This window comes from Streptomyces endocoffeicus (assembly GCF_016741935.1).
Taxonomy (GTDB): Bacteria; Actinomycetota; Actinomycetes; order Streptomycetales; family Streptomycetaceae; genus Streptomyces; species Streptomyces endocoffeicus.
Window position 1 is genome coordinate 1,059,278 of record NZ_JAERRG010000001.1, and the last position, 25,138, is coordinate 1,084,415.

The following is a 25,138-nucleotide window of genomic DNA, read 5'->3' on the forward strand; positions in this document are numbered from 1 at the left end:
CGGGGGAAGCCCTGTTTCACCCGCACACCGCACGACCCATGAACGCAAGGGAGAGCGCGAGATGGCAGCAGCAGCCGTGCCCGTGCCGCAAGGACCGCTCGTCGTCGGCGTGGACAGCTCCACGCAGTCGACCAAGGCGCTCGTCGTCGACTCCGCGACCGGTGCGGTCGTCGCCCGAGGACAGGCCCCGCACACCGTCGGCGGCGGCAGCGACGGCACCGGTAAGGAGTCCGTCCCCGAGCAGTGGTGGGAGGCGCTGACCGAGGCGCTGCGCCAGTGCGGGACCCCGGCCCGGGAGGCGGCCGCGATCTCCGTGGGCGGCCAGCAGCACGGCCTGGTCACCCTGGACGCCTCCGGCCGCTCGGTGCGGCCCGCCCTGCTGTGGAACGATGTGCGCTCCGCGCCGCAGCGCGACCGGCTCATCGAGGAACTGGGCGGCCCCAAGGCGTGGGCCGAGCGGGTGGGCAGCGTGCCCGCGCCCGCCTTCACCATCACCAAGTGGGCCTGGCTCATGGAGAACGAACCGGAGGCGGCCCGCGCCACCACGGCCGTCCGGCTCCCCCACGACTACCTCACCGAGCGGCTCACCGGCTACGGCACCACCGACCGCGGCGACGCCTCGGGCACCGGCTGGTGGGCCTCGGGCACCGAGTCCTACGACGAGGAGATCCTGGACCGGGTCGGGCTCACCCCCGAGCTGCTGCCGCGCGTGCTGCGCCACGGCGAGGCCGCCGGGACCGTACGGGAGCTGCCCGATCTGCCGCTGCCCACCGGCGCCCTGGTGGCCACCGGCACGGGCGACAACATGGCGGCCGCCCTGGGGCTCGGTCTGCGCCCCGGGCAGCCGGTGCTGAGCCTGGGCACCTCCGGCACCGTCTACGCGGTCTCGGCCCACCGGCCCGCCGACCCCACCGGGGTGGTCGCGGGGTTCGCCGACACGCGTGACGCCTGGCTGCCGCTGGCGTGCACGCTCAACTGCACCCTCGCGGTCGACCGGATCGCGGCGCTGCTGGGCCGCGACCGGGAGGCGGTGGAGCCGGGCGGCTCGGCCGTGCTGCTGCCGTTCCTCGACGGCGAGCGCACCCCTCATCTGCCGCACGCCTCGGGGCTGCTGCACGGTCTGCGCCACGACACCACACCGGGGCAGGTGCTCCAGGCCGCCTACGACGGGGCCGTCTTCGCCCTGCTCACCGCGCTGGACCAGGTGCTGGACGCGGACGCGGCGCCGGACGCCCCGCTGCTGCTCATCGGCGGCGGAGCCAAGGGCACCGCATGGCGGGAGACGGTCCGGCGGCTGAGCGGACGCCCGGTCCAGGTGCCCCGGGCCGAGGAGCTGGTCGCCCTCGGGGCCGCCGCGCAGGCCGCGGGGCTGGCGCTGGGCGAGGACCCGGCGGCGGTGGCGCGGCGCTGGTCGACCGCCGAGGGGCCGTCCTACGGTCCGGTGCCCCGCGACGAGGCGGCGCTGGACCGGCTCTCCCGGGTGCTGGCGGACGCGGACGGCCTGCTGCGCCACGCGTGAGCGCGCCGCGCGGGAACGCCGTACGGCGGCGGCCGGGCGCCCCGGTTGTCGTACCGGCCCGGCACAATGAGCGGATCGGCCGAGAGGAGACGGAATCAGGTGGCAGCGCCACTGCCCAACACCCAGCAGGCGATGCGCCGGCGCAATCTCTCCCTCGTGCTGCACGCCGTGGCCGCCCACGGCCCGCTGTCCCGTGCCGCGGTGGCGGCGCGGGTGGGGCTCACCCGGGCCGCCGTCTCCACGCTCGTCGACGAGCTGATCCGGGACGGGCTGCTGGTCGAGCTGGGCCCCTCCCGGCCCGGTACGGTCGGCCGCCCCGGCAGCGCCCTCCAGCTCAACGAGCGCGGTCCGGCCGGGCTGGGCGCGGAGATCGGGGTGGACCACCTCGCGGTGTGCGCGATGGACCTCGCCGGGCGGATACGGGCCCGTACGGAGCTCGCCTCGGCGAACCGCGACCGCCCACCGGCCCCGGTGCTCGCCCAGCTCGCCGGCCTGGTCCGGCAGGTCGCGGCGGAGGCGGAGCTGGGCGGGCTGCGGCCGGTGGGGCTCGCGGTGGCGGTGCCCGGCCTGGTGGCGCGGGACTCGTCGCTGGTCGTCCGCGCCCCCAACCTGGGCTGGGAGGGCGTGGACATCGGCCCCGAGCTGCGCGCGGCGCTGCCAGGTCTGCCGGTGACCGTGGACAACGAGGCGAATCTGGGGGCGCTCGCCGAGCTGTGGCGGGGCGGCCACGACCCGGCGCCCCGGGACTTCGTCCATGTCTCGGCCGAGATCGGCATCGGCGCCGCGGTCGTGCTCGACGGGCAACTGCTGCGCGGCACCCACGGTTTCGCGGGCGAGCTGGGCCATGTGCCGGTGCGCCCCGAGGGGCCCGAGTGCGCCTGCGGAGGCCGCGGCTGTCTGGAGCAGTACGCGGGCGAGGAGGCGGTGCTGCGGGCGAGCGGCCTGTCCTCGGAGGAGGCCGCGGCCCAGCACCCGGGCCCCGGCGGCCGTATCGCCGTGCTGGCGGTGCGGGCGGCGAGCGGCGACCAGCGGGCGCGGCGTGCGCTGCGCGGCGCGGGCTCGGCGCTCGGAATCGCCCTCGCGGGCGCGGTGAACCTCCTGGACCCGGAGAAGGTGGTGCTCGGCGGCGCGCTGACGCCGCTGGCGCCCTGGCTGCTGCCCGCCCTGGAGCGGGAGTTGGGACGGCGGCTCACCGACCCGGCCCGTCCGGGCAGCGGGGCGGTGACCGTCTCCCGGCTCGGCCCGGACGGTCCGCTGCTGGGCGCGGCCAGCTCGGTGGTGCAGGCGGTCCTCGACGATCCGGCGGGGTTCCGGGACCCCGCCGGGGCCGGTGAGCCGGCCGGGATCAGAGGAAGCGATGCATGATGTGCAGCCCCACATAGCCGTTCGTGGGGTGGGCGAAAGCCTTGGGGACGGTGCCGATGACCTCGAAGCCGAGTGAGCGCCACAGCGCCACCGCCCGGGTGTTGCTCTCCACCACGGCGTTGAACTGCATCGCCTTGTAGCCCTCGGCGCGCGCCCAGTCCAGGACATGCTCGCCCAGGGCCCGGCCCACACCGCGTCCGCCGTGCTCGGGGGCCACCATGAAACTGGCCCCCGCGATATGCGCGCCCGGCCCCATGTGGTTGGGGTTCATCTTGGCCGAGCCGAGGACCGTGCCGTCGGGGTCGGTGGCGACGGCGGTACGGCTCGGGGGCTCCACCATCCAGATCTCGCGGGCCCGGTCCTCGTCCAGGTCGCGGGGGTAGGTGTAGGTCTCCCCCGCGGCGACGATACGGCGCAGGAAGGCCCAGATGGCGGGCCAGTCCCCGGCGGTGGCGGTCCTGATGAGCATGAGTGCCAGCATGGCCGTGCGAGCGGCGGCACGCGAGTGGTTTTCTCCCCGGCCGCCGCCCCACGAGGCGTCAGCGGGCCGCGCGCAGGAACGCCTCCAGGCCCGCCAGGTCGTCGGTGTTGAGGTAGTCCACGTCAGCGGCCAGGAGCTCACGCCACAGGGCGTCGCGCTCCGGTCCTGCCACGTCCGGGGTGGCCCAGAAGCGCACGGTCTGCCGGGCGTCGTGCGCGGAGGCGACGAGTCGGCGCAGCGTCTCGCGCTCCGCCGCCGGTATCGGACCGGCTCCCGTCCAGGTGAAGGTCTTGGTCCAGTCGGTGCTGATCAGCGGGATGAAGGAGGCGGGCACGCCCGAGCCGAGGTCCTCCAGCCGTCCGTCGTAGAAGGCGTGGCGCACCTTCTCGGCCTCCATGGGGGCCCGGGCGCCGCGGTCGCCGGAGATGACGGCCGTCACCGCGCCACGGCGCACCCGGCCGCCGACCCCGCCGTAGGCGGCGCTGAACAGGTGGCCGTAGCGGCGCAGCCGCTTGGCCAGCTCCAGGTAGGTGGGCTCCCCGGCGGTCTTGATGTCGATCAGCAGCTGCAGCGACAGGTCGTAACCCCGGTAGACCCGGCCGCCGTTGGCCTTCACCCGCTGGGCCAGCGGGTCGAGGTAGAGCGACTCCAGGGTGCGGGTGGGGTCGAGGTCCGTGGCGTCGTGTGCGACCAGCAGCTGGCCGTCGACCAGCCAGATGTCGGCCTCGACGCTGCCGAAGCCGTGGGAGAGCGCGTCGAGGAGCGGACGCGGGTGCTCGTAGTCGTTGTGGGCGTGGGCTCTGGCCAGCGGCCGCTTGCCCTTGGAGCGGTCCCTCGAGCCGTCTTTCGAGTTGTCCTTCGCGACGGCGGCGTCGTCGAACGAGGCGGACGTGCCCGCGAACGCGGGCGCGGCCGCGCCGCCCGCCAGAGCGGCTCCGAGGGTGACGACAAAGGCGCGGCGTGTACGGCGGTCCATGGGGCCTCCCGGCTCTCGTCCCGGCGCGGTGCCGGATACGCAGGCTCGACGCCAGTGAGTATCGGGCGGCCGTACACCCAAAGGGCAGTACTGAGCGAAGAGTTCCACCGGTGGTCCCCGGCCATTTCCTCACCGTTCCCGAGGTGCCGGGGCGGTTGCGGCGGTGGACGTGGGGGGCGCGGGGCGGATGCGCACGCCGGGTGAACGGGCGGGGCACGGCGGCCGCCGCCCACGACGCATTCGGGATGTTTACCCGTCGGCGACCACCGCCATAACCCCCACCCGGGCACTCTTTTGAGTGAATGCAAAAGCCCAAAGTCCGCTGATAGCTTGGCAGTTGCTTGAGCGGAATTTCTCTTCAAGGTCCGTACAGGGATGGGTGAGCATTCACGATGACGACGTCCGTTGAACCGGGTTCCGGTACCGACATTTCGCAGCCGCAGTTGAGCCTCGGCACGGCGGCCGCGCGGAATCTGGCGACGACGACCAAATCCGTTCCGCAAATGCAGGGCCTCACCTCGCGGTGGCTGCTGCGCATGCTGCCGTGGGTGCAGGTTCCGGGTGGTTCCTACCGGGTGAACCGCCGGGCCTCCCATACGCTCGGGGACGGCCGGGTGGAGTTCACCACCACCGGATCACAGGTGCGGGTCATCCCGGTCGAGCTGCGCGAGCTGCCGCTGCTGCGCCGGTTCGAGGACACCGTGGTGCTCGGGGCCCTGGCGGACCGCTTCACCCAGCGGGAGTTCGCGCCCGGCGATGTGCTGGTGGAGGCCGGGCGCCCGGCCGATGAGCTCCTCCTCATCGCCCACGGCAAGGTCGACAAATTGACCGAGGGCGCGTTCGACGAGCCCTCGGTGGTCGGCTCGGCCGCCGGTGGCGACCACATCGGGGAGCCGGAGCTGACCGCCGCCGAGGCGGGCACCTGGGGCATCACCGTGAAGGCCGTGACGTCCTGCACGGTGCTGACCCTGCCCCGGCAGGAGTTCGAGGAGCAGCTGGACCGCTCACCCGAACTGCGCGCGCATGTCGAGGAGGTGCGCTCGGCGCCGGAGACCGAGCGGAACGAGCACGGGGAGACGGCCATCGCGCTGGCCTCGGGCCACTCGGGCGAGCCGATCCTGCCGGGCACCTTCGCGGAGTACGAGCTGGCGCCGCGGGAGTACGAGCTGAGCGTGGCCCAGACCGTGCTGCGCGTCCACACCCGCGTCGCCGACCTCTACAACGAGCCCATGAACCAGGTCGAGCAGCAGCTCCGCCTCACCATCGAGGCCCTGCGCGAACGCCAGGAGCACGAGCTCATCAACAACCCCGAGATCGGTCTGCTGCACAACGCCGACCTGTCCCAGCGCATCCACACCCGCGGCGGACCGCCCACCCCGGACGACCTCGACGCGCTGCTGGCCACCGTCTGGAAGGACCCGGGGCTGATCCTGGCGCATCCGCGCGCCATCGCGGCGATCGGCCGGCAGTTCAACAGCCGTGGCATCTCCCCGCAGCCCACGGAGGTGAACGGGCATGCGCTGCCGGCCTGGCGGGGCGTGCCCATCCTCCCGTGCAACAAGATTCCGGTCTCCCGGAGCGGGGTGAGCTCCATTCTCGTTCTGCGCACCGGGGAGGAGAACCAGGGGGTCATCGGACTGCACCGCACCGGTATTCCCGACGAATACCAGCCGAGCCTCTCGGTGCGGTTCATGGGAATCAGCGAGCAGGCCATCATCTCGTATCTCGTCAGCGCCTACTATTCCGCGGCCGTGCTCGTCCCGGACGCGCTCGGAATTCTGGAGAACGTGGAAGTCGGGCTCTGAATCCGCCCGACGGACTCTGACGTCCGCCCGACCGGGCCCGTGGCCTTCGCATACCTTCCCGAAGATCTACCGAAATGGGTGATGAGCACTTATGACCACCTCCGTGGAGTCCGGTGAGCAGCCGCTGAGTCTGGGCACGGCCGCCGCGCGGAATCTGGCGACCACCACCAAGTCCGTTCCGCAGATGCAGGCCATCTCCTCCCGGTGGCTGCTGCGCGTCCTCCCCTGGGTCCAGGTGTCGGCCGGTACGTACCGGGTGAACCGCCGGCTGACCTACACGGTCGGGGACGGGCGGGTGGAGTTCATCACCACCGGATCACAGGTGCGGGTCATCCCGCCGGAGCTGGGCGAGCTGCCGACGCTGCGCGGCTTCGGGGTCACCTCCGTGCTGGAGTCGCTGGCCGACGGCTGTGTCCAGCGCGAGTACGCGCCGGGGGATGTGCTGGTGGAGGCGGGCCGCCCGGCCGACCAGGTGTTCCTGATCGCCCATGGCAAGGTCCGCCAGATCGCCCCCGGCGCGTATGACGAGGGCAGCACGCTGGCGGTGCTGGCCGACGGGGAGTACTTCGGCGACGCGGTGCTGACCGGTCCGGAGCACACCTGGGAGTTCACCGCCCGGGCCGTCACCCGGACCACGGTGCTCACCCTCCCCCGCCGCGTCGTCCAGGAGGCCGCCGACCGCTCCGCGTCGCTGCGCGACCATCTCCAGGGGCTCGCCGAGCGGACCGCGCCCGCTCAGAACCGGCGCGGTGAGGCCGATATCGCCATCGCGTCCGGCCACTCGGGCGAGCCGGCCCTGCCGGGCACGTTCGTGGACTACGAGCTGGAGCCGCGGGAGTACGAGCTGAGCGTGGCCCAGACCGTGCTGCGGGTCCACACCCGCGTCGCCGACCTCTACAACGAGCCCATGAACCAGGTCGAGCAGCAGCTCCGGCTCACCATCGAGGCCCTGCGCGAACGCCAGGAGCACGAGCTCGTCAACAACCGGGAATTCGGTCTGTTGCACAACGCCGACCTGTCCCAGCGCATCCACACCCGCAGCGGTCCGCCCACCCCGGACGACCTCGACGCGCTGCTGGCCCGGCGCCGTAAGACCCAGTATCTGCTGGCGCATCCGCGCACCATCGCCGCCTTCGGGCGGGAGTGCAGCAACCGTGGTCTGTATCCGCAGGGCGTCGAGGTGGCCGGGGTCGCGGTGCGGGCGTGGCGCGGGGTTCCGCTGCTGCCCTGCAACAAGATCCCGGTCAGCGAGTCCGGCACCAGCTCGATCCTGGCGATGCGCACCGGGGAGGAGAGCCAGGGGGTCATCGGACTGCATCAGACCGGTATCCCGGATGAGTACGAGCCCAGTCTGAACGTCCGGTTCATGGGCATCAGCGAGCAGGCCGTGACGTCCTATCTGGTCTCCGCCTACTACTCGGCGGCGATTCTGGTGCCCGATGCGGTCGGTGTGCTGGAGGACGTCGAGATCGGCCGCTGAGCCCGGCCGTCAGAGACCGGTCGCCGCGGGCGTGGATCAGGGACGGACGCTGCTGACCACATCCGCGGTGGCTGCCAGCCCCTCGGAGATGGTGGGCGCCACGCTGCTGCTCGCCAGGTAGAAGCCCAGCGTCACACAGACCAGCGCATGCGAGATGCGCAGTCCGCCGCTGCGGAGAAACACCACTGTGAGGATCAGAAGCAGCAGGACCACGGAGATGGAAATGGCCATGGGGAGCCTCCTCGGCCACTACGGAGCATCGGAATCCGGCCGTCAGTGTGGCCCAGAATCACCCCTGGACCGCCGTCACCTGGTGCTCCATACGGGTGCCGATCTGCTGTGCGGTTACTCCCCGGCGGTCGCCCCCGCGCAGTGAGCGGGCGTGGCGAGCCCGCTCAGGCGTCGCCGCGGATCAGCTCGGCGGCCATCTCGCCGATCATGACGCAGGCCGCGTTGGTGTTGGCCGAGACGATCGACGGCATGATCGATCCATCGGCGATCCGCAGCCCCTCGACGCCGCGGACGCGCAGCCGGGGGTCCACCACCGAATGCTCGTCCCCGCCCATCCGGCAGGTGCCGACGTGGTGGAAGTAGGTGCCGGTGTTCTCGCGGACGAAGTCGGCCAGTCCGTCCCGGCCGCTCACCCCGGGGCCGGGCAGCAGTTCACGCGGCTGCCACTCCCCGAACGCGTCGGTGGCGGCCAGCGACCGGGCCAGTTCGACTCCCTGGACCAGGGTGGCGAGGTCCCTTCCGTCGCTGAGATAGCCGGGGTCGATCAGCGGCCGGTCCTCGGGGTCCGCACCGGAGAGCCGGACGGTGCCCCGGCTGTGGGGCTGCATCGCGGCGGCCGTCAGGGTGAAGCTGTTCGGCGGGAACGGCAGCAGCCTCGGGTGGAACGGGATGTGAAAGAGGAACACCTCGAGGTCGGGGCGGGGCAGCGCGGGGTCGGTCCGGGTGAACAGGGCCGCCTCGGCGGTGGTCAGCGGGGGCGGCGGCAGCGGGGTACCCGCCTCGTGGACCAGCCCGACCAGGGGGTGGTCCTGCAGATTGGCCCCCACCTCGGGGGCGTCCACCAGCACCGGGACGCCCACCTCGCGCAGATGGCCGGCCGGGCCGATTCCGGAGAGCATCAGCAGCTTGGGCGAGTCCACCGAGCCCGCGCACACGATGACCTCACGCGCCGCGCGCACCCGGCGTGCCACACCGCCGGAGCCCGCGTATTCGACGCCGACGCAGCGGGTGCCCTCGAAGAGCAGCCGCTGTGCGTGGGCCTCGGTACGCACGGTCAGGTTGGGGCGGTCCATCGCCGGGTCGAGGTAGGCGACCGCCGTGCTCTGGCGACGGCCTTCGTGGACGGTCCACTCATGGCGCCCGGCGCCGTCGCTCTCCGCGCCGTTGAAGTCGTCGTTGTAGGGATGGCCGAGTTCCTTGGCGGCGTCGAGGAAGGCGGTGCTCAGCGGGTTGGGCGTCTCGGCCCGGCTGAGCCGCAGCGGGCCGCCGGTGCCCCGGAAGCGCGGGTCACGGCCCTCGGCGTGCTCGAGGGCGCGGAAGGTCTCCAGCACCGAGGCGGCGTCCCAGCCGGTGCAGCCGTCGGCCGCCCAGGCGTCGAAGGTGCCGAGGTGGCCGCGGACGTAGGTCATCACATTGATGCTGCTGGAGCCGCCGAGCACCTTGCCGCGCGCGGCGGCCTGCGGATGCCCGGCCAGGCCCGGCTGCGGGACGGTGGTGTAGCCCCAGTCGTGCTCACCGCCGATGAGGGTGAACCACGCGGTGGGGTCGTGGATCTGCGCGGCCGCGTCGTCCTTCCCGGCCTCCAGCAGCAGCACCCGTACGTCCGGGGCTTCCGTCAGCCGGGCCGCCACCACGGCGCCCGCCGAGCCCGCCCCCACCACGATGTAGTCGAAGTCGCTCATCATGTGCCCCCGTTCCGGACTCACCCGATGTGCCGCACAGCTGTTCGGCACTCTAGTGGCGTGATCGCGGAGCGGGGGCGGGTTCGCCGGATCCGGCCGGTCGGCCGGTGGGGTCGCCGGCCGGTGGGGTCGCCGGCCGGTCAGCCGATGAGGGCCGCCGACCGGTCAGCCGGTGGGGGCCGGCAGATCCACCAGCCCGGCGAGCGCCTGCCGGTGGCGGCCGGGGGTGCCCAGCGCGATCTCGTCGCTCTTGGCCCGCTTGAGATACAGATGGGCCGGGTGCTCCCAGGTCATGCCGATGCCACCGTGCAGTTGGACGCACTCCTCGGCCGCGTGCACCGCCACCTCGGCGCAGTGCGCCTGGGCCACGGCCACCGCGACCGGTGTGTCCGGGCTGTCCGTGGCGAGTGCGTCGGCGGCGTACCGGGCGGTGGCGCGCGCCGAGACCAGCTCCAGCCACAGGGCGGCCATGCGGTGCTTGAGCGCCTGGAACGAGCCGATGGGGCGCCCGAACTGATGGCGCTCCTTGGTGTGGCGGACGGTCTCGGTCAGACACCATTCGGCCACGCCCAGTTGCTCGGAGGCGAGCAGCCCGGCCCCGGTCAGCAGCGCCCACCCGATCGCCGCCTCGGCCCGGTCGGGACCGGCCAGCCGGCGGGCGGGGGCGCCGGTGAGGGTCACCGCGGCGAGTGGGCGGGTGAGGTCGAGCGAGGTGAGGGGTTCGACGGTGACGCTGGTCTCGGCGGTCTCCACGGCGTAAAGACCGTGGCCGTCCGCGCCGGTGGCGGGGACGAGCAGCACATCGGCGCCCGCCGCGCCCGCGACTCCGGAGACCTGGCCGCTGAGCGTGGTGTCGCCGTCGGCCCGTACGGTCGCGGCGGGTGCGCCGGACCCGCCGCCGGTCACCACGGCCACGGTGGACAGCGGCACCGCGAGGGCGCCGACCGTACGGCCCTCGGCGACCGCGCCGAGCAGCCGGGCCACTGCCTCCTGGTCGGTGTCGCAGCGGAGCAGTGCGGCGGCGGCGAGGACGGCGCTGGTGAGGTAGGGCACGGGGGCGACGGCGCGACCGAGCTCCTCCATCACCACCGCCGCCTCCCGCGCGGTGGCGCCCTGGCCGCCGAGCTTGTCCGGCACCAGCAGCCCCGCGGTGCCCATCTCGGCGCCCAGCGCGCGCCACAGCGCCATGTCGTGGGCCCGGCCGCTCTCGGCCTCGGACATCACCGTGGCGGGCGGGCAGCGGTCGGTGAGCAGCGACCGTACGGCCGCGCGCAGATCGTCCTCCGCCTCGGAGTAGAGCAGGTCGGCGGTGCTCATCGGGGCAGGTCCTTCCACGGGACGTCCTTGTCGGTCCGCGGCTCGGGCGGCAGGCCCAGGACGCGTTCGGCGATGATGTTGAGCAGCACCTCCGAGGTGCCGCCCTCGATGGAGTTGCCCTTGGCGCGCAGATAGCGGTAGCCGGCCTCGCGCCCGGTGAAGTCCACGAGTTCGGGGCGGCGCAGCGTCCAGTCGTCGTAGAGCAGCCCCTCCTCCCCCAGCAGCTCGACCTCCAGCGCGCTGATCCGCTGGTTGAGGCGGGCGAAGGCGAGCTTCATGGCCGAGCCCTCGGGGCCGGGCTGGCCGACCGCGAGCTGCTGGCGCAGCCGCTCGCCCGCGAGCCGGGCCGCCTCGGAGTCCGCCCACAGCCGCAGCAGCCGCTGGTGGAGGTCGTGGGTGCGCAGTTCGGGCCGCTCCCGCCAGGTGTCGGCGACGAGGCCGATCATGCCGCCCTCGCGGGGGACGCGGCCGCCGCCGATGGCGACCCGCTCGTTCATCAGGGTGGTCTGGGCGACCCGCCAGCCCTCGCCGACCTCGCCGAGCCGCCGGCTGTCGGGGATCCGCACCCCGGTGAGGAAGACCTCGTTGAACTCCGCCTCGCCGGTGATCTGGCGCAGTGGCCGGACCTCGACCCCGGGGTCGGTCATATCGCAGATGAAGTAGCTGATGCCGCTGTGTTTGGGCTGGTCGGGGTCGGTGCGGGCGATGAGGATGGCCCAGCGGGCGAGATGGGCGCTGGAGGTCCAGACCTTCTGTCCGTCGACCACCCAGTCGTCGCCGTCGCGCACCGCCCGGGTGGCGAGCGCCGCGAGGTCGGATCCGGCGCCGGGCTCGCTGAACAGCTGGCACCACACCTCCTCGCCGGTCCACAGCGGGCGCAGCAGCCGCTGCCGCTGCTCGTCGGTGCCGAAGCCGAGGATGGTGGGGGCGGCCATGCCGAGGCCGATGCCGATGCGACGGGGGTCGTTGCCGGGCGCCTCCGCGGCCTCCAGCTCGGCGTCGACGACGGCCTGGAGGGAGCGCGGGGCGTCCAGGCCGCCGAGTCCGGCCGGGTAGTGCACCCAGGCGAGCCCGGCGTCGAAGCGGGCGCGCAGGAAGTCCAGGCGGTCGGTGGTGGCGGGCGGATGGGCGTCCAGGAGTTCACGGACGCGGCGGCGCAGCTCGTCGGCGTCCACGGCGGGGCGGTGCCGGGTGGTGCTCATCGGCCCCCTCCGGCCTGCCCGGGGACGACGACCACGCGGCCGGTGGTCACGCCGTCGGCGACGCGCTGGACGGCGTCGGCCGCGCCCTTCAGCGGTACGCGCTCGCTGACCAGCGGTTTGACGGTGCCCTGTGCGGCGAGCTTGGTCAGCTCCTGGTGGCAGGCGCGGATCGCGGCCGGGTCGTGGGTGTTGTACAGGCCCCAGTGGAGGCCGAGGATGGCGTAGTTCTTGACCAGGGCGTGGTTGAGGGCGGCCTGGGGGACGACGCCGCTGGCGAAGCCGACGACCACGATGCGGCCCTCGAAGGCGACGCATTTGACGGACTTGACGAAGGCGTCGCCGCCGACCGGGTCGTACACGACGTCCGCGCCGCGCCCGCCGGTGGCCTCCTTGACGGCCGCCACGATGTCGTCGGCACGCCGGTCCAGGACGAGGTCGCAGCCGAGCTCGCGGGCGACCCGCGCCTTGTCCTCGCCGCCGACGACACCGATCACGGTGGCTCCGGCCGCCTTGCCGAGCTGAACGGCGGCGCTGCCGACCCCGCCCGCGGCGGCGTGCACCAGGAGCGTCTCGCCGGACTGGATACGGGCCCTGCGGTGCAGGCCGAACCAGCCGGTCTGGTAGCCGATGTGCAGCGCCGCGGCCTCGGCGTCGTCCAGCGCGTCGGGCGCGGGCAGCGCGGCCGCCGCCGCCACGGGCACCAGCTCGGCGAAGCCGCCCGCGGGGAGCGTGGGCGTGGCCAGGACGCGGGAGCCGACCACACCCTCGGCGCCCTCGCCGACGGCGACGACCTCGCCGCACACCTCGACGCCGGGGGTGAACGGCAGGGGCGGCCGCACCTGGTACTGGCCGCGGCACAGCAGGGCGTCGGGGAAGTTGACGTTGACGGCCCGGACCCGCAGCAGCAGCTGTCCCGGTCCCGCCTGGGGGTCCGGCACCTCGTCGAGGCGCATGACCTCACCGGGCTCGCCATTGTCGTGCACTCGCCATGCCTGCATCCGGTGGCCTCCACAAACGGATCGTCGGAACGCGGTACCGCGCCGGGTCGAACATACTAACCAGTCGGTACGAGGAGCGGAACCGCCACCACCGTCAGCCATCCTGACCTGCCCACCCGGCGGCGGATGAACTCTTGTGCAACTCTGGAGGCACCCTTGAGCCCGGCGCCTCGGCAGTAAAGAGTGGACGGCGACATATCGGTTCGTTTCCCAGCGAGCCGTTGCCGGAACGGGACGGGAGATGACGACTGTGCCCGACGACAAGGCGATCAGCGAGGCCGAGATGGAGGCCAGGCTGCACGGCATCTGTTTCAAGACCGGGCCGCCTCGCCGCATCGGAGTCGAACTCGAATGGCTCATATACGACCCGCACGACCCCGCACGACCCATCGAGGCGACCCGGCTCGAAGCCGCGGTCACCGCCCTGCGCGGACTGCCACTGCGGTCCGCCGTCACCTTCGAACCCGGCGGTCAGGTGGAGCTCAGCTCCCTCCCGGCCGACTCCCTCACCGCGTGTGTGGAGTCCGCGGCCGCCGATCTGGTTCTCGTACGTTCCGTACTCACCGGCCTGGGCCTCGGGCTCGCCGGCCACGGACATGACCCCTGGCGCCCACCGAGACGCTTCCTCTCCACGCCCCGGTACGAGTGCATGGAGACCTACTTCGACCGCCGGGGTCCGGCCGGGCGCTCCATGATGTGCAACACCGCCTCCGTGCAGGTCTGCGTGGACGCCGGGCACGAGGAGCCCGGACCGCTCGGCATGGCCCGGCGCTGGCGGCTCGCCCATCTGCTGGGCGCGGTGCTCACCGCCGCGTTCGCCAACTCGCCGCTGCGCCAGGGCCGCCCCACGGGCTACCGCTCCACCCGGCAGGCGCTGTGGACGGCGATGGAACCCGGGCGCACCCACGCCCCGGCCGACGGCCGGGATCCCCGCACGGCCTGGGCCCACTACGTGCTGGACGCGCCCGTGATGGCCATCCGGGACGAGCAGGCACCCTGGACGGTGCCGTCCGGGGTGACCTTCCGCCAGTGGGCCCGGACGGGGCTGCCCCGGCCACCCACCCACGACGACCTCGACTTCCACATCTCCACGCTCTTTCCCCCCGTCCGCCCGCGCGGCCATCTGGAACTGCGCATGATCGACGCGCAGAGCGGTGCGGACGGATGGATCGTCCCCCTTGCCGTCACGGTGGCGCTCTTCGACGATCCCGAGGCTGCTGAAACGGTTTACCGGGTGGTGAAGCCGCTCGCCGAGACGGCCGGGGCGCGCCCCGCACCGGGCAATCCGCTGTGGCGCGCCGCGGCCCGCCACGGTCTGGCCGACCCCGAGCTGCGCACCGCCGCCGTCAGCTGCTTCACCACGGCGCTGGACGCGCTGCCGCGTATCGGCGCCTCCCCCGCCATCACCGCCGCCGTCGCCGCCTTCACCGACCGCTATGTGGTCCGCGGCCGATGTCCCGCCGACGATCTGCTCGCTCCCCTCACCGGTAAGGAGGGACGGTCATGACCGCCCCCGATTCCGATCTCACCATCGATCCCGAGGCGCTGCGCCGGCGCGCCGAGAAGGCGCTGCGCACCGCGCGCGACCGCACCCACACCCTGACCACCTGCGTGGACGAGCCCGACCTCACCGCCCAGCACTCCCCTTTGATGTCCCCGCTGGTATGGGATCTGGCGCATATCGGCAACCAGGAGGAGCAGTGGCTGCTGCGCGCGGTCGGCGGACGTGACGCCCTGCGCCCCGAGATCGACTCGATCTACGACGCCTTCGAGCATCCGCGCGCCGAGCGGCCCACCCTGCCGCTGCTGGCACCCGCCGAGGCCCGCGGCTATGTCCACGAGGTGCGCGGCCGGGTGCTGGACATCCTGGAGCGGATCGAGCTGCGCGGCGCCCCGCTGGTGGACGCGGGCTTCGCCTTCGGCATGATCGCGCAGCATGAGCAGCAGCACGACGAGACGATGCTCATCACCCACCAGCTGCGCCGCGGACCCGCCGCGCTCACCGCCCCACCGCCGCCCGGCGCGGGCGAAGGCGCGGCCCTGCCGCAGGAGGTGCTGGTCCCGGGCGGCCCGTTCACCATGGGCACCTCGGCCGAGCCCTGGGCCCTGGACAACGAGCGGCCCGCGCACCACCGGCTGGTCCCGGCCTTCCACATCGACACCACTCCGGTGACCAACGGCGCCTACGAGCGGTTCATCGCGGACGGCGGCTACACCGAGCGGCGCTGGTGGACGGCCGACGGCTGGGCGTACATCCAGGAGCACGGCCTCGCCGCACCGCTGTTCTGGCGGCGCGAGGGCGGGCAGTGGCTGCGCCGGCGGTTCGGGGTGACGGAGCCGGTGCCGCCGGAGGAGCCGGTGGTGCATGTGAGCTGGTACGAGGCGGACGCCTACGCCCGCTGGGCGGGGCGGCGGCTGCCGACCGAGGAGGAGTGGGAGAAGGCCGCCCGCCACGACCCGGAGAGCGGCCGGTCCCGGCGCTATCCGTGGGGCGACGAGGATCCCACGCCCGACCACGCCAACCTGGGCCAGCGCCATCTGCGGCCCGCGGCGGCCGGCAGCTATCCGCGGGGCGCCTCCCCGCTGGGGGTGCGGCAGCTGATCGGCGATGTGTGGGAGTGGACCTCGAGCGACTTCCTGCCCTACCCGGGGTTCCGCGCCTTCCCGTACCGCGAGTACTCGGAAGTCTTCTTCGGCCCGTCGCACAAGGTGCTGCGCGGCGGTTCCTTCGCGGTGGACGAGGTCGCCTGCCGGGGCACGTTCCGCAACTGGGACCTGCCGGTCCGCCGCCAGATCTTCTCCGGCTTCCGCACCGCGCGGGACGCGTCCTGATGTGCCGGCACCTGGCCTACCTCGGGCCGCGGACCTCCATCGGCGAGGTGGTGGTGGCGCCCGCGAGCAGCCTGTTCCGGCAGTCGTGGGCGCCGCGGCGGCAGGCGCACGGCACCGTCAACGCCGACGGGTTCGGCGTCGGCTGGTACGCGTCGGACGACCCGGTGCCCGCGCGCTACCGCCGCGCCGGGCCCATCTGGGGCGATCTGTCCTTCGCCGACCTGGCCCGCGTGGTACGCACGGGGGCGCTGATGGCCGCCGTAAGGGATGCCACCGAGGCCAGCGCGGACGGCGAGGCGGGCGCCTCGCCGTTCGCCTCCGGGACCTGGCTGTTCAGCCACAACGGGGCGCTCCGCGACTGGCCGCACGCGGTCGCGGACCTCGCCGCCGCACTGCCACCGGCGGAGCTGCTCGGCCTGGAGGCGCGGTGCGACTCGGCGTTCGTCTGGGCGCTGGTGCTGCACCGGCTGCGGCTGGGCCACGCGCCGCCGGAGGCGCTGGCCGAGACCGTCGAGCAGCTCGCCGCCGCCTCCCCCGACTCACGGCTCAATCTGCTGCTCATGGACGGGGAGACCATCGCCGCCACCGCCTGGGGCGACACGCTGTGGTACCTGGCCGATCCGGACCGGGGCGTGGTGGTGGCCTCCGAGCCGTACGACCAGGACCCCGGCTGGACCGAGGTCCCCGACCGCACCCTGCTCACCGCCACCCGCACCGATGTACTGCTCACCGCACTCAAGGAGGCTTCCCGTTGAGCCCCTTCACCGTCACCCGCACCCTGCCCGCCGATGCCACCACGGCCGCGCTGCGCGCCGATGTGGCCGACGGGCTGACCAGCACCCCCAAACAGCTTCCGCCCAAGTGGTTCTACGACGCCCGGGGAAGCGCGCTCTTCGAAGAGATCACCCGGCTGCCCGAGTACTACCCGACCCGCGCCGAACGGGAGATCCTCGTCGCCCGCGCGGCGGAGATCGCCGACGCCACCGGGGCCCGCACCCTCGTCGAACTCGGCTCCGGCTCCTCCGAGAAGACCCACCACCTGATCCGGGCGCTGCCGGAGCTGCGCGTCTACGTCCCCGTCGACGTGAGCGAGAGCGCGCTGGAAATGGCCGGGGAGGCCCTGCTGGCCGAGCATCCACGGCTGATGGTGCACGCGCTGGTGGCCGACTTCATGAACGGGCTCGCCCTGCCCGACGACACCCCGGGGCCGAGGCTGCTGGCCTTCCTCGGGGGCACCATCGGCAATCTGCTGCCCGCGGAGCGGGCGGCCTTCTTCGCCTCGGTGAGCGAGCTGCTCGCGCCGGGCGACGCGCTGCTGCTCGGCACCGACCTGGTCAAGGACGAGGCCACGCTCGTCTCCGCCTACGACGACGCCCAAGGGGTCACCGCGGCGTTCAACAAGAACGTGCTGACGGTGCTCGACCGCGAACTGGGCGCCGACTTCGACCCCGCCGACTTCGACCACGTGGCGGCGTGGAACGCCGAGGAGGAGTGGATCGAGATGCGGCTGAGGGCCCGTAAGGAGCTCACCGCGAAGATCCCCGCCATGGATCTCGCGGTCCACTTCACGGCCGGGGAGGAGGTCCGCACCGAGGTGTCCGCCAAGTTCCGGGAGGAGAAGGTGCGGGCCGAACTGGCCGCCGCGGGGATGGAGTCGCGGCGCTGGTGGACCGACGCGGAGGGCCGCTTCGCGGTGTCGCTCGCCGTGCGCCGGTAACTCCTCGACGGATCGCGGCACGCCGCCGCCCGGGACCATCGGTCGCGGGCGGCGGCTCGCTTCGCGGGGCGGCCGGTCACCCTGCGTCTCGCCCGAACCACCGACCGAATTCATGTGATGCACATCACATATGCCGAAGAGGGCCGCAGCACAGCGCGCTGTGGCCCTCTTTCTAGGTGAACTCCCTCTTGTTGTGTCCAAATCGGCCCCCTTATCTTTGGCCCGCCCGGCAGCTCGCCGCACCCGGCAGCACGAGAAGGAGCCGTCCATGCCCTTACGGGGACGCCACCGCCGCTACAAGCCCAACCGCATCTCCCGTGCCTCGCTGAGCGTCACGGCGGGCGGCGCCGGAATCGCCCTTCCACTCGTCGGCGCCGCGGGCGCGTCCGCGGCCTCGGGCGAGACCTGGGACAAGGTGGCCCAGTGCGAGTCCACCCACAACTGGGACATCAACACCGGCAACGGCTTCTACGGCGGGCTGCAGTTCACGCAGAGCACATGGGAGGCGTACGGCGGCACGGCGTACGCGGGACGGGCCGATCTGGCCACCAAGGACCAGCAGATCGCGATCGCGGAGAAGGTGCTCGACGGCCAGGGCCCCGGCGCATGGCCGGTGTGTTCGGGCAAGGCCGGTCTGACGCGGGACGACGCGGCGCCGCAGCAGAGTGCCCAGAAGGTCGTCAGGACGGCCGCCGCCCCGGTCAAGCAGACCCATCGGCCGGAGAAGGCCCAGCAGGTCGCGGCCAGCAAGCCGACGCCCACCAGTCTCCCGGGGCGCGCCTCCGCGAACTCCGGCCGCTATGTGGTCCTCAGCGGGGACTCGCTGTCCCGTATCGCCGACACCCACGACGTCAACGGCGGCTGGGAGGCGCTCTACAAGACCAATCGGGAGACGATCGGCGGCGATCCCGATCTGATCTACCCCGGTCAGAAGCTCTCCCTCAAGGGCGGTAAGGCCACCGCCAAGCCCAAGGCGGAACCCGAGCCCCACCACAAGGCCAAACCCAAGGCGGAACCCGAGCCCCACCACAAGGCGAAGCCGAAGCCCGCGCCGCGTCCGAAGACCGAGAAGCACACCAGCCCGGAGCGGGCCACCAAGCCCGTCGTCTCCTCTGGCTTCACCGCGCCCGTCAGCGGCGTCAGCCCGAGCACCGCCTACCGGGCGGCCGGTTCCAGCTGGTCGAGCGGCCATCACACGGGGGTGGACTTCCCCGTGGGCATCGGCACCTCCGTGAAGGCCGTGGGCTCGGGCCATGTGGTCTCGGCGGGCTGGGGCGGCGCGTACGGCTACCAGGTGGTCATCCGGCATCCGGACGGTAAGTACAGCCAGTACGGCCATCTCTCGCAGCTGTCGGTGCGGGCCGGGCAGAACGTCAACGGCGGCCAGCAGATCGGCCGTTCCGGCTCGACGGGCAACGCCACCGGACCACATCTCCACTTCGAGATCCGCACCGGCCCCGGCTACGGCTCGGACATCAATCCGCTCGCCTACCTGCGGTCACACGGCGTCAGCCTCTGACGGCGTCAGCCTCTCGCCCGTCGCCCCGGTGAGAGCCGGGGCAGACGGGCGAAACGCGGCCCTCTGGTGAGCGTGGTGGCGACCATGTGCCCGGAGACGCCGCCCAGCCCCGCCCCCGGGTGAGTGGACGCGCCGATGTGCCAGAGCCCGTGCACATCGGTCGCGTGCCGTCCGGAGGCGGGCAGGGGGCGCCAGACAAAGCCCTGGTCGAGTTCGAGGGAACCGCCGTACGGGTCGCCGCCGACCGCGTTGGGGTTCCGGCGGGCGAGGTCCGGGGGCGCGATGACATCGACGGCGAGCACCTTGCCGGGCAGATCGGGCGCGTGCCGGGCGATCCGGTTCAGCACCCGGTCGGCGTAGCCCCGGGCCAGCTCCGGGGTCCAGCCCTGAGCGGTGTCCAGTTCACCGGCCGCGTCGCCGCGCGGGGTGGACGGCACCTCCTGCAACTGCAGCCATAGCGCGGCGGCCCCGGGCGGCACCCGGCCGGGGTCCAGGACGTACTGCTGCCCGACGACCACCGTGGGCCGCCGGGGCAGCAGGCCCGCCTCGGCCTCGGCGCAGGCGATACCGGTGCTGCCCGAACCGTCGGTCAGGTGCACCAGCGGGATCGTGTTCAGCCGTGCGTCGCGCCAGCCGAGCGGCTCGGACAGCGCGACATGGATCTGCATCGCGGCGCGGCCGTAGCGGAATCGCCACGCCTCGTCGCGCAGTTCACGGCGCACCGCGCCCTCCGGCAGGAGAGTGCCGTACAGGGCGGTGGGCGTCACCGAGGCGAGGACCGCGCGCCGGGCCCGGAAGACCCGGCCGCCCGCCGCCACTCCCACGGCGCGGCCCCGCTCGACGAGGACGCGGTCGACCCGGGTGCCGTTCTCCACCCGTACGCCCGTCGTCGTCAGCAGCGACCTGAAGGCGTCGAGGAACCGGCCCGCGCCCCCGGCCACCACCGGCACCCCGGCGCCATGCAGGGTGGCGGCGAGCAGCGTCACCAGGAATCCGCCCGACGCATGGTCCGGCGACAGCCCCGCGTGCAGCAGCCACGGGGCGAAGAGATGGTCCACCTCGCCCCCGCGGAACTCCGCGCGCAGGTATCCACGGCCGCTGGTGGCCACCGAGCGCAGCCACCGCTCCACCCCCTGCCGCCCACCGCCGCGCAGCAGGGCGGCCACGTGGCGGAGGGCGGCCGGTGAACGGAGTTCGCCGCCCATCAGGCCGCCGATCGCCTCCATGTCGGCGCCCAGCCGGCCGAGCGCGGCCAGATACGCGGCCCGGTCCGCTGCGTGCGCGAAACCCTCGGCGGTGCGCTCCGGATCGCGGTGCGCGACCGTGACCCCGCCGTCGTCGGCCACGCTGGCGATGACCCACTCATCGGTGTTGCGGTACTCCAGCCCATGCCGCCGCAGGGGCTCCCCCAGACGCGCGAACGCCGGGCCGGAGACGAACAGCGGATGCCAGGAGGAGTAGGTGTCGTGGAGGTAGCCCGGCAGGGTGCGCTCCTCGGTGGCGATGAACCCGCCGATGTACGGTTCGCGCTCCACCAGGATGACGGACCATCCGGCCAGGGCCAGCTCCGCGGCGGCCACCAGGCCGTTGACACCGGACCCGACGACGACGGCGTCTGCCTCGGCCATCCGGCGTTCCTCCCACCATCGCGCGATGTGGCGCTTTTGTCTGATTTCAGCATGCTATGCGAAGGGTGCGGGGAAGATCCTGAATGACGGGCCGCCCTCCGCACTCGCACGATGCGCGTTTCCCTCGACTGTCCGAGGCGGGTGTCAGACTCCCGACCATGCAGACCCGCCCCGCCAGCGCCTCGCTCGACATCGCTCACGACCATCCCCGGCTGCGCTACCGGGGCGCGGTGTCCCCGCAGCGGGGCCCCGGGTGGACCGCTCCCTGGCGCGATGCCGGCCGGGGTGCGGGTCACGCTGCGCACCGACAGCTCCTCGCTCGTCTGCCGCTATCAGGCCGACCCCGCGCCCACGCTGAACGGGCCCGGGGAGCGGGCTCGCATCGATGTGGTGTGCGACGGGCGACGGGCCGACACCGTGAAGCTGGAAACCCACGGCGGGGACGCCGGGTTCCGGTGCGAGGGGCTGCCGGGGCGGATGGCGGCGCCTGGACATTGACCCCGACGCAGAGGGTGAGGAGATCGGCCGGCAGATCCCGCATCAGCCGCGCCGTCATGGGCTCCAGACAGCTGGACCTGCCCAGGGCCAGCGAGGTGAGATCCCAGCCGGGTTCCGCCGGGCCACCAGGGCGGTCCAGGTCCGGCTGGGGGGGCGCAGCGCCGCGCCCCTGCGAGATGGAGCTGCCGCAGTGGACCCAGCGCGGTCGCGACCCGGGCTCGTCGTCCTCCACGGCCGCGCCCGCCTCCACGGACAGTCCGCGCAACCGGAACTGATGGTACAACGGCAGCCACAGCTCGACCGCTCGGCAGCCACAGCCGCGACGCGCTGGTCCCGGCGCTCATCGGCTTCGTCCGCACCGTGCGCGAGGGCCACCCCACGACCCCGTTCGCCGTGATGTCCACGATCACCGCGTCCGAGCGGGAGGAGGTGCCGGGTCCTTCGGGGATGACGATGCGCGAGTCCCGGGCGCACATACGCCGGGCCGTGACCCTGCTGCGCGCTGGCCGACTGTGTGCCCATACTGACGGACGCGGCAGAGCAGCGGCCACGAACACCGGCCCCTTCAGCCCGTATCGCGCCTCGAGGAGAAGAGAAGTGACGGAGCAGTCCCAGCGCGGCCTCGACCGCCACCGGCTGATGAAGGTTCTCGCCGACCGGACGGAGGCGGGCAGCCGCCCCGGGGCGCGTGCGGACGGATACCGGGTGGCGCTGGCGATCGAGGGTGGCGGAATGCGGGGAACGGTCTCGGCCGGTATGGCGCTGGCCGTGCACGAGCTGGGGCTGCTGAACGCGTTCGACGCGGTGTACGGGGCCTCGGCGGGGGCCATCTCGGCGGCCTGGCTGGTCAGTTCGCGGCCTGAGGGCCTGCGCGGCTGGGCCGACCCCCGTTTCGCCAGTGCTCTCATCCGGAAGCGCAATCTGCTGCGCGGACGCCCCATGGTCGATATCGAGACCCTGATCGAAGAGGTCTACATCCGTCAATTCCCGCTGGACTACGCCTCGGTGCTGGCCGCGCCCCTCGCCTTGCATCCACTGGCCACGGACCTTGAGAGCGGCCAACCGGTCGACTTGCACGGCGAGTTGACGGACCAGGCCGCCCTCCGTCTGGCGCTGCGGGCCAGCGCCGCGCTGCCGATGCTGGCGGGCGGCCCCGTCACCATCGGCGGGCGCCGCTTCTACGACGCGGGCCTGGCCGAGTCGATCCCGTTCCGCCAGGCGCTGCGGGACGGCGCGACCCACGTCCTCGTCCTGCGCAGCAGGCCGCCGGTCCGGAACGCGGCGCTCCGGGCCAACCCGTCGGTGGGCTCCCGGCTGGTCGCCGCGGTCGCCTTCCGCCAGTACTCCCCCCAGTTCCGCGCCGCCTTCCTGAACCGGCCCGCCCGGCTCGCCGACGACGACCGGCTGCTTGCGGTCTACGACACCGACACCGCGGAATCGCCCACGGATCCCGCGGTGCTGTCGGTCCGCCCCGATGCCGCGGCGCCGTCCATCAGCCGTCTGGAGACGGACAGCGCTCTGCTCGAGGAGGCTCTCGAGGCGGGGCGCCGGGCCGTCGTGGCCCAGTTCGCCCCGGCGGCCCGTTCCTGAGCTCCTGGGGGAGGACGGGACTCAGTCGCACAGGACCGCCGTCCGCGCCTTCGGCAGCCCCTCGCTCCGCGGTACGGGCGTCTCGCCCTTGAGCTCCGCGGCGAGGTCGTAGACGGTGGCGGCCAGGACCAGTTGGCGCCGGCCGTCGGCGGTGGTGAGGGAGACGCTGGTGTAGCCGGGGCCCGCGCCGTCGGTCTCCCAGGCGGTGAGCGGATCGGCCTGCTTCCCCTCGCCGGTGGCGCACGGCACCTCCATGCGCTGCACTCCGAGCCCGTACGCGGGCGCGTCGGGGAACTCCACCGGGGTCTTGAGCTCGCGCTGCTGGCCGGGGCGGAGCAGCTTGCCGCCGAAGAGCGCCCGCTCGAACCGCGCCAGGTCGTCCACGGTCGAGATCATGGCTCCGGCGGTCCAGTCGTAGGAGGGGCTGAACCGCGTCATATCGCGGCCCTTCAGGTCGTAGCCGTGCAGATGGGAGCCGTGCACCTCGGGGTCGGTCACCGGGAAGGAGGTGTCCTTCAGCCCCAGCGGGGCGAGGATCCTGCGGTCGATCTCGGCGGGCGCGGAGCGGTGGGTCACCGCCTCGATCACCAGCCCGGCGAGCAGATAGTTGGTGTTGGAGTACGACCAGCCCGTCCCCGGGGCGAACTCCGGCTTGTGCCGGACCGAGCGGGCGATCACCTCGCGCGGGGTGATGACGTGGTCCCGGTCGCCGTCCTCCAGATAGGGGGCGAAGAACGAGGCTTCGGTGGTGGGGTCGTGGATCCCCGAGGTGTGGTTGAGCAGCTGACGGATGGTGATGGCCTTACCGTCGTTGCCGTTCCCCTGGACGACGCCGGGCAGCCACTTCTCCACGCTGTCGTCGAGTGAGAGCCGCCCCTCGCCCTCCAGTTGCAGCAGGACCGTGGAGACGAACGCCTTGGTGTTGCTGGCGATCCGGAACCGCTGCTCCGGCCGGGCCTTTTCGCCGGTGGCCCGGTCCGCGACCCCGGCCGCCGTCCGCCACTCGTCGGCGCCGCGCCGCGCGTAGGCCACCGCGCCCGGGAATCCGTCCCGCACCGTCTGGCCGACGGCCTCCTCGAAGCCGGACGGCGCCGGCGGCCCGGCCGGCTCCCCCTGGGCGGTGGCGATGGTGACGGTCGCCGTCACCGCCAGCGCGCCGATCCCCGCCCACAGCGCCACGCGCGCCACGCCCCTTGCCCGAACTCCCACGAACCCGCTCCTCGCCTTGTTCCCGTGTGCCGTTCGCGGATCATCGTGCCGTCGTGGCGCTCCGGGCTCCCATCCCGCTGCCGCCCTTCCCGTACGGGGGTTTTCCCCACCTCGTAGGGGCCGGACGACCGGTCAGGGTGCCCCGTACACCGGTCCCGGCGGTTCGGCCCCGGCGAGGAGTTTCCGCGCGGTCTCGCCCGCCTCCGCCGGTGTCCAGCGGGCGCCCTTGTCGGCGGTGGGGCCGGGCCGCCGGCCCGCCATGACGGTGATCCGCCCGGCCTCGGCCTCGAAGACCCGGCCCGTGACCCCGGCGCAGGCGGCCGAGCCGAGCCGGACGACGAACGGTGAGACATTCGCGGGGGCCATCGCGTCGAAGGCGGCGGGGTCGTCCGGCGCGGCCATGTCACCGGCGAACGTCGTCTCCGTCATCCGGGTGCGGGCCGCCGGGGCGATGGCGTTGACCTGGACGCCGTGGCGGCCGAGCTCGGCGGCGGCCATCGAGGTCAGGCCGAGGATCCCGGCCTTGGCCGCGGAGTAGTCGCCCTGTCCGACGCTGCCCAGCAGCCCGGCCCCGGAGCTGGTGTTGACCACCCGCGCGACCGGGGTGCGGCCCCGCCTTCGCCTCGGCCCGCCTTCGCCTCGGCGCGCCAGTGGGCGGCGGCGTGTCGCAGCGGCAGGAAGTGGCCCTTGAGGTGGACGCGGATCACCGCGTCCCACTCGTCCTCGCCGAGGTTGCTCCCCCGAGCGCTCCGGCCGCACCGCCGCGCTCCTGCGCGCCGTCCGCCACGCCGCCGCGTTCCGGCGGCCGGCCGGGCTGAGCCGGCCGCGGACGGTGCGCGACGGGCCGGCGACGGGGCACGGCACGGACCTCACCCGGAGCCAGGTCCTGCTGTCGCCACCACCCCGATGCTGCTGAAGGCGTCGATAGTGGACGGCCGCACCGACACGGGGGTGATGGCCTCCGGTCAGGTGGCCGGGGTGATCGAGGATCTGCCCTCCTGCGCGGAGCTGGTGGACCGGATCATGGCCGAGACCGCGGCGACCCTGGACCGGCCGGCCGGCGGTCGTACAGTGGGGTGAAAGCGGCCA

At 73.3% G+C, this 25,138-nt stretch carries 20 protein-coding genes and 2 pseudogenes; 12 read left to right on the forward strand and 10 right to left on the reverse strand.

The genetic code is table 11. The features are described 5' to 3' along the window. The first annotated feature begins 61 nt into the window (after positions 1–61). Both xylB and JK364_RS04140 read left to right on the forward strand, forming a co-directional pair. Positions 62–1,519 (forward strand): xylulokinase, encoded by a 1,458-nt coding sequence (gene xylB / locus JK364_RS04135; protein WP_201847584.1) that lies wholly within the window; start codon positions 62–64, stop codon positions 1,517–1,519. 66 nt (positions 1,520–1,585) lie between these two features. Further along, positions 1,586–2,884 (forward strand): ROK family transcriptional regulator, encoded by a 1,299-nt coding sequence (locus JK364_RS04140; RefSeq protein ID WP_201847586.1) that lies wholly within the window; start codon positions 1,586–1,588, stop codon positions 2,882–2,884. On the opposite strand, the gene JK364_RS04145 is transcribed toward JK364_RS04140, so the two are convergent. After that, on the reverse strand, positions 2,865–3,353 hold the full coding sequence (locus JK364_RS04145) for a GNAT family N-acetyltransferase (protein ID WP_230991294.1): 489 nt from the start codon (positions 3,351–3,353) through the stop codon (positions 2,865–2,867). The two genes, JK364_RS04140 and JK364_RS04145, sit on opposite strands and share 20 nt — an antisense overlap. A gap of 70 nt (positions 3,354–3,423) precedes the next feature. Beyond that, entirely contained in the window at positions 3,424–4,341 is a 918-nt protein-coding gene (locus JK364_RS04150) for a phosphatidylinositol-specific phospholipase C/glycerophosphodiester phosphodiesterase family protein (RefSeq protein ID WP_201847589.1), read from the reverse strand. Between the two features lie 392 nt (positions 4,342–4,733). Between JK364_RS04150 and JK364_RS04155 the strand changes: the two genes are divergently transcribed. Both JK364_RS04155 and JK364_RS04160 read left to right on the forward strand, forming a co-directional pair. Then, entirely contained in the window at positions 4,734–6,146 is a 1,413-nt protein-coding gene (locus JK364_RS04155) for a family 2B encapsulin nanocompartment shell protein (RefSeq protein ID WP_201847592.1), read from the forward strand. Between the two features lie 91 nt (positions 6,147–6,237). Then, positions 6,238–7,626 carry a family 2B encapsulin nanocompartment shell protein gene (locus tag JK364_RS04160; protein ID WP_201847594.1) on the forward strand — a complete coding sequence of 463 codons (1,389 nt, stop codon included), beginning with the start codon at positions 6,238–6,240 and terminating at the stop codon, positions 7,624–7,626. Between the two features lie 36 nt (positions 7,627–7,662). Here JK364_RS04160 and JK364_RS04165 read toward each other — a convergent pair whose 3' ends face one another. From JK364_RS04165 to JK364_RS04185, 5 genes are all read right to left on the reverse strand, one after another. Further along, positions 7,663–7,857 carry a hypothetical protein gene (locus JK364_RS04165; protein ID WP_020866016.1) on the reverse strand — a complete coding sequence of 65 codons (195 nt, stop codon included), beginning with the start codon at positions 7,855–7,857 and terminating at the stop codon, positions 7,663–7,665. Positions 7,858–8,021: 164 nt separating this feature from the next. Beyond that, positions 8,022–9,539 carry a GMC family oxidoreductase gene (locus JK364_RS04170; RefSeq protein WP_230991295.1) on the reverse strand — a complete coding sequence of 506 codons (1,518 nt, stop codon included), beginning with the start codon at positions 9,537–9,539 and terminating at the stop codon, positions 8,022–8,024. A 165-nt stretch (positions 9,540–9,704) separates the two neighbouring features. Beyond that, positions 9,705–10,856, reverse strand: a complete 1,152-nt coding sequence (locus tag JK364_RS04175) for an acyl-CoA dehydrogenase family protein (RefSeq protein ID WP_201847598.1) — start codon at positions 10,854–10,856, stop codon at positions 9,705–9,707. Next, positions 10,853–12,058, reverse strand: coding sequence for an acyl-CoA dehydrogenase family protein (locus tag JK364_RS04180; RefSeq protein WP_201847600.1), 1,206 nt, complete (start codon positions 12,056–12,058; stop codon positions 10,853–10,855). Before JK364_RS04180 ends, JK364_RS04175 begins: the two co-directional genes overlap by 4 nt. Next, the gene (locus JK364_RS04185; RefSeq protein WP_201847602.1) at positions 12,055–13,056 is read right to left on the reverse strand and encodes an NADPH:quinone oxidoreductase family protein; all 1,002 of its coding nucleotides are present in this window, start codon (positions 13,054–13,056) and stop codon (positions 12,055–12,057) included. Before JK364_RS04185 ends, JK364_RS04180 begins: the two co-directional genes overlap by 4 nt. Positions 13,057–13,297: 241 nt before the next feature. Between JK364_RS04185 and egtA the strand changes: the two genes are divergently transcribed. The 5 genes from egtA (at position 13,298) to JK364_RS04210 (ending at position 19,124) form a co-directional block, all read left to right on the forward strand. Then, positions 13,298–14,563, forward strand: coding sequence for an ergothioneine biosynthesis glutamate--cysteine ligase EgtA (egtA, locus tag JK364_RS04190; protein WP_201847604.1), 1,266 nt, complete (start codon positions 13,298–13,300; stop codon positions 14,561–14,563). Next, positions 14,560–15,888 carry an ergothioneine biosynthesis protein EgtB gene (gene egtB, locus JK364_RS04195; protein ID WP_201847605.1) on the forward strand — a complete coding sequence of 443 codons (1,329 nt, stop codon included), beginning with the start codon at positions 14,560–14,562 and terminating at the stop codon, positions 15,886–15,888. The genes egtA and egtB overlap by 4 nt, the downstream gene beginning before the upstream one ends. After that, positions 15,888–16,643 (forward strand): ergothioneine biosynthesis protein EgtC, encoded by a 756-nt coding sequence (gene egtC / locus JK364_RS04200; RefSeq protein ID WP_201847607.1) that lies wholly within the window; start codon positions 15,888–15,890, stop codon positions 16,641–16,643. The genes egtB and egtC overlap by 1 nt, the downstream gene beginning before the upstream one ends. Continuing rightward, the gene (gene egtD / locus JK364_RS04205; protein ID WP_201847609.1) at positions 16,640–17,605 is read left to right on the forward strand and encodes an L-histidine N(alpha)-methyltransferase; all 966 of its coding nucleotides are present in this window, start codon (positions 16,640–16,642) and stop codon (positions 17,603–17,605) included. The genes egtC and egtD overlap by 4 nt, the downstream gene beginning before the upstream one ends. Before the next feature lie 268 nt (positions 17,606–17,873). Then, entirely contained in the window at positions 17,874–19,124 is a 1,251-nt protein-coding gene (locus tag JK364_RS04210; RefSeq protein WP_201847610.1) for a transglycosylase family protein, read from the forward strand. Positions 19,125–19,129: 5 nt separating this feature from the next. Here the strand turns inward: JK364_RS04210 and JK364_RS04215 are convergent, their stop codons facing one another. After that, on the reverse strand, positions 19,130–20,752 hold the full coding sequence (locus tag JK364_RS04215) for a phytoene desaturase family protein (protein ID WP_201847612.1): 1,623 nt from the start codon (positions 20,750–20,752) through the stop codon (positions 19,130–19,132). 273 nt (positions 20,753–21,025) lie between these two features. Between JK364_RS04215 and JK364_RS04220 the strand changes: the two genes are divergently transcribed. Beyond that, a complete protein-coding gene (locus tag JK364_RS04220; RefSeq protein WP_201847614.1) occupies positions 21,026–21,250 on the forward strand; it encodes a hypothetical protein in 225 nt (74 codons plus the stop codon). A 597-nt stretch (positions 21,251–21,847) separates the two neighbouring features. Next, complete coding sequence (locus tag JK364_RS04225) at positions 21,848–22,840, forward strand: patatin-like phospholipase family protein (RefSeq protein WP_201847616.1); 993 nt, start codon at positions 21,848–21,850, stop codon at positions 22,838–22,840. Between the two features lie 21 nt (positions 22,841–22,861). On the opposite strand, the gene JK364_RS04230 is transcribed toward JK364_RS04225, so the two are convergent. Continuing rightward, the gene (locus JK364_RS04230) at positions 22,862–24,049 is read right to left on the reverse strand and encodes a serine hydrolase domain-containing protein (RefSeq protein ID WP_307841144.1); all 1,188 of its coding nucleotides are present in this window, start codon (positions 24,047–24,049) and stop codon (positions 22,862–22,864) included. Positions 24,050–24,181: 132 nt separating this feature from the next. Then, a pseudogene (locus JK364_RS04235) lies at positions 24,182–24,783 on the reverse strand (SDR family NAD(P)-dependent oxidoreductase); the annotation flags it as partial. Positions 24,784–24,791: 8 nt separating this feature from the next. On the opposite strand from JK364_RS04235, the pseudogene JK364_RS04240 reads away from it, so the two are divergent. Beyond that, positions 24,792–25,129, forward strand: a pseudogene (locus JK364_RS04240) (nitronate monooxygenase); the annotation flags it as partial. Between the last annotated feature and the right edge of the window lie 9 nt (positions 25,130–25,138).

Bases quoted from the DNA above. Each gene is read 5' to 3' on its own strand.
- JK364_RS04145 (WP_230991294.1), bottom strand. From the start codon at position 3,353: ATGCTCATCAGGACCGCCACCGCCGGGGACTGGCCCGCCATCTGGGCC.
- egtB (WP_201847605.1), top strand. From the start codon at position 14,560: ATGACCGCCCCCGATTCCGATCTCACCATCGATCCCGAGGCGCTGCGC.
- JK364_RS04185 (WP_201847602.1), bottom strand. From the start codon at position 13,056: ATGCAGGCATGGCGAGTGCACGACAATGGCGAGCCCGGTGAGGTCATG.
- JK364_RS04150 (WP_201847589.1), bottom strand. From the start codon at position 4,341: ATGGACCGCCGTACACGCCGCGCCTTTGTCGTCACCCTCGGAGCCGCT.
- JK364_RS04170 (WP_230991295.1), bottom strand. From the start codon at position 9,539: ATGAGCGACTTCGACTACATCGTGGTGGGGGCGGGCTCGGCGGGCGCC.
- JK364_RS04165 (WP_020866016.1), bottom strand. From the start codon at position 7,857: ATGGCCATTTCCATCTCCGTGGTCCTGCTGCTTCTGATCCTCACAGTG.
- egtC (WP_201847607.1), top strand. From the start codon at position 15,888: ATGTGCCGGCACCTGGCCTACCTCGGGCCGCGGACCTCCATCGGCGAG.
- JK364_RS04140 (WP_201847586.1), top strand. From the start codon at position 1,586: ATGAGCGGATCGGCCGAGAGGAGACGGAATCAGGTGGCAGCGCCACTG.
- xylB (WP_201847584.1), top strand. From the start codon at position 62: ATGGCAGCAGCAGCCGTGCCCGTGCCGCAAGGACCGCTCGTCGTCGGC.
- JK364_RS04180 (WP_201847600.1), bottom strand. From the start codon at position 12,058: ATGAGCACCACCCGGCACCGCCCCGCCGTGGACGCCGACGAGCTGCGC.
- JK364_RS04210 (WP_201847610.1), top strand. From the start codon at position 17,874: ATGCCCTTACGGGGACGCCACCGCCGCTACAAGCCCAACCGCATCTCC.
- JK364_RS04160 (WP_201847594.1), top strand. From the start codon at position 6,238: ATGACCACCTCCGTGGAGTCCGGTGAGCAGCCGCTGAGTCTGGGCACG.
- JK364_RS04175 (WP_201847598.1), bottom strand. From the start codon at position 10,856: ATGAGCACCGCCGACCTGCTCTACTCCGAGGCGGAGGACGATCTGCGC.
- JK364_RS04220 (WP_201847614.1), top strand. From the start codon at position 21,026: ATGCCGGCCGGGGTGCGGGTCACGCTGCGCACCGACAGCTCCTCGCTC.
- JK364_RS04215 (WP_201847612.1), bottom strand. From the start codon at position 20,752: ATGGCCGAGGCAGACGCCGTCGTCGTCGGGTCCGGTGTCAACGGCCTG.
- egtA (WP_201847604.1), top strand. From the start codon at position 13,298: ATGACGACTGTGCCCGACGACAAGGCGATCAGCGAGGCCGAGATGGAG.
- JK364_RS04155 (WP_201847592.1), top strand. From the start codon at position 4,734: ATGACGACGTCCGTTGAACCGGGTTCCGGTACCGACATTTCGCAGCCG.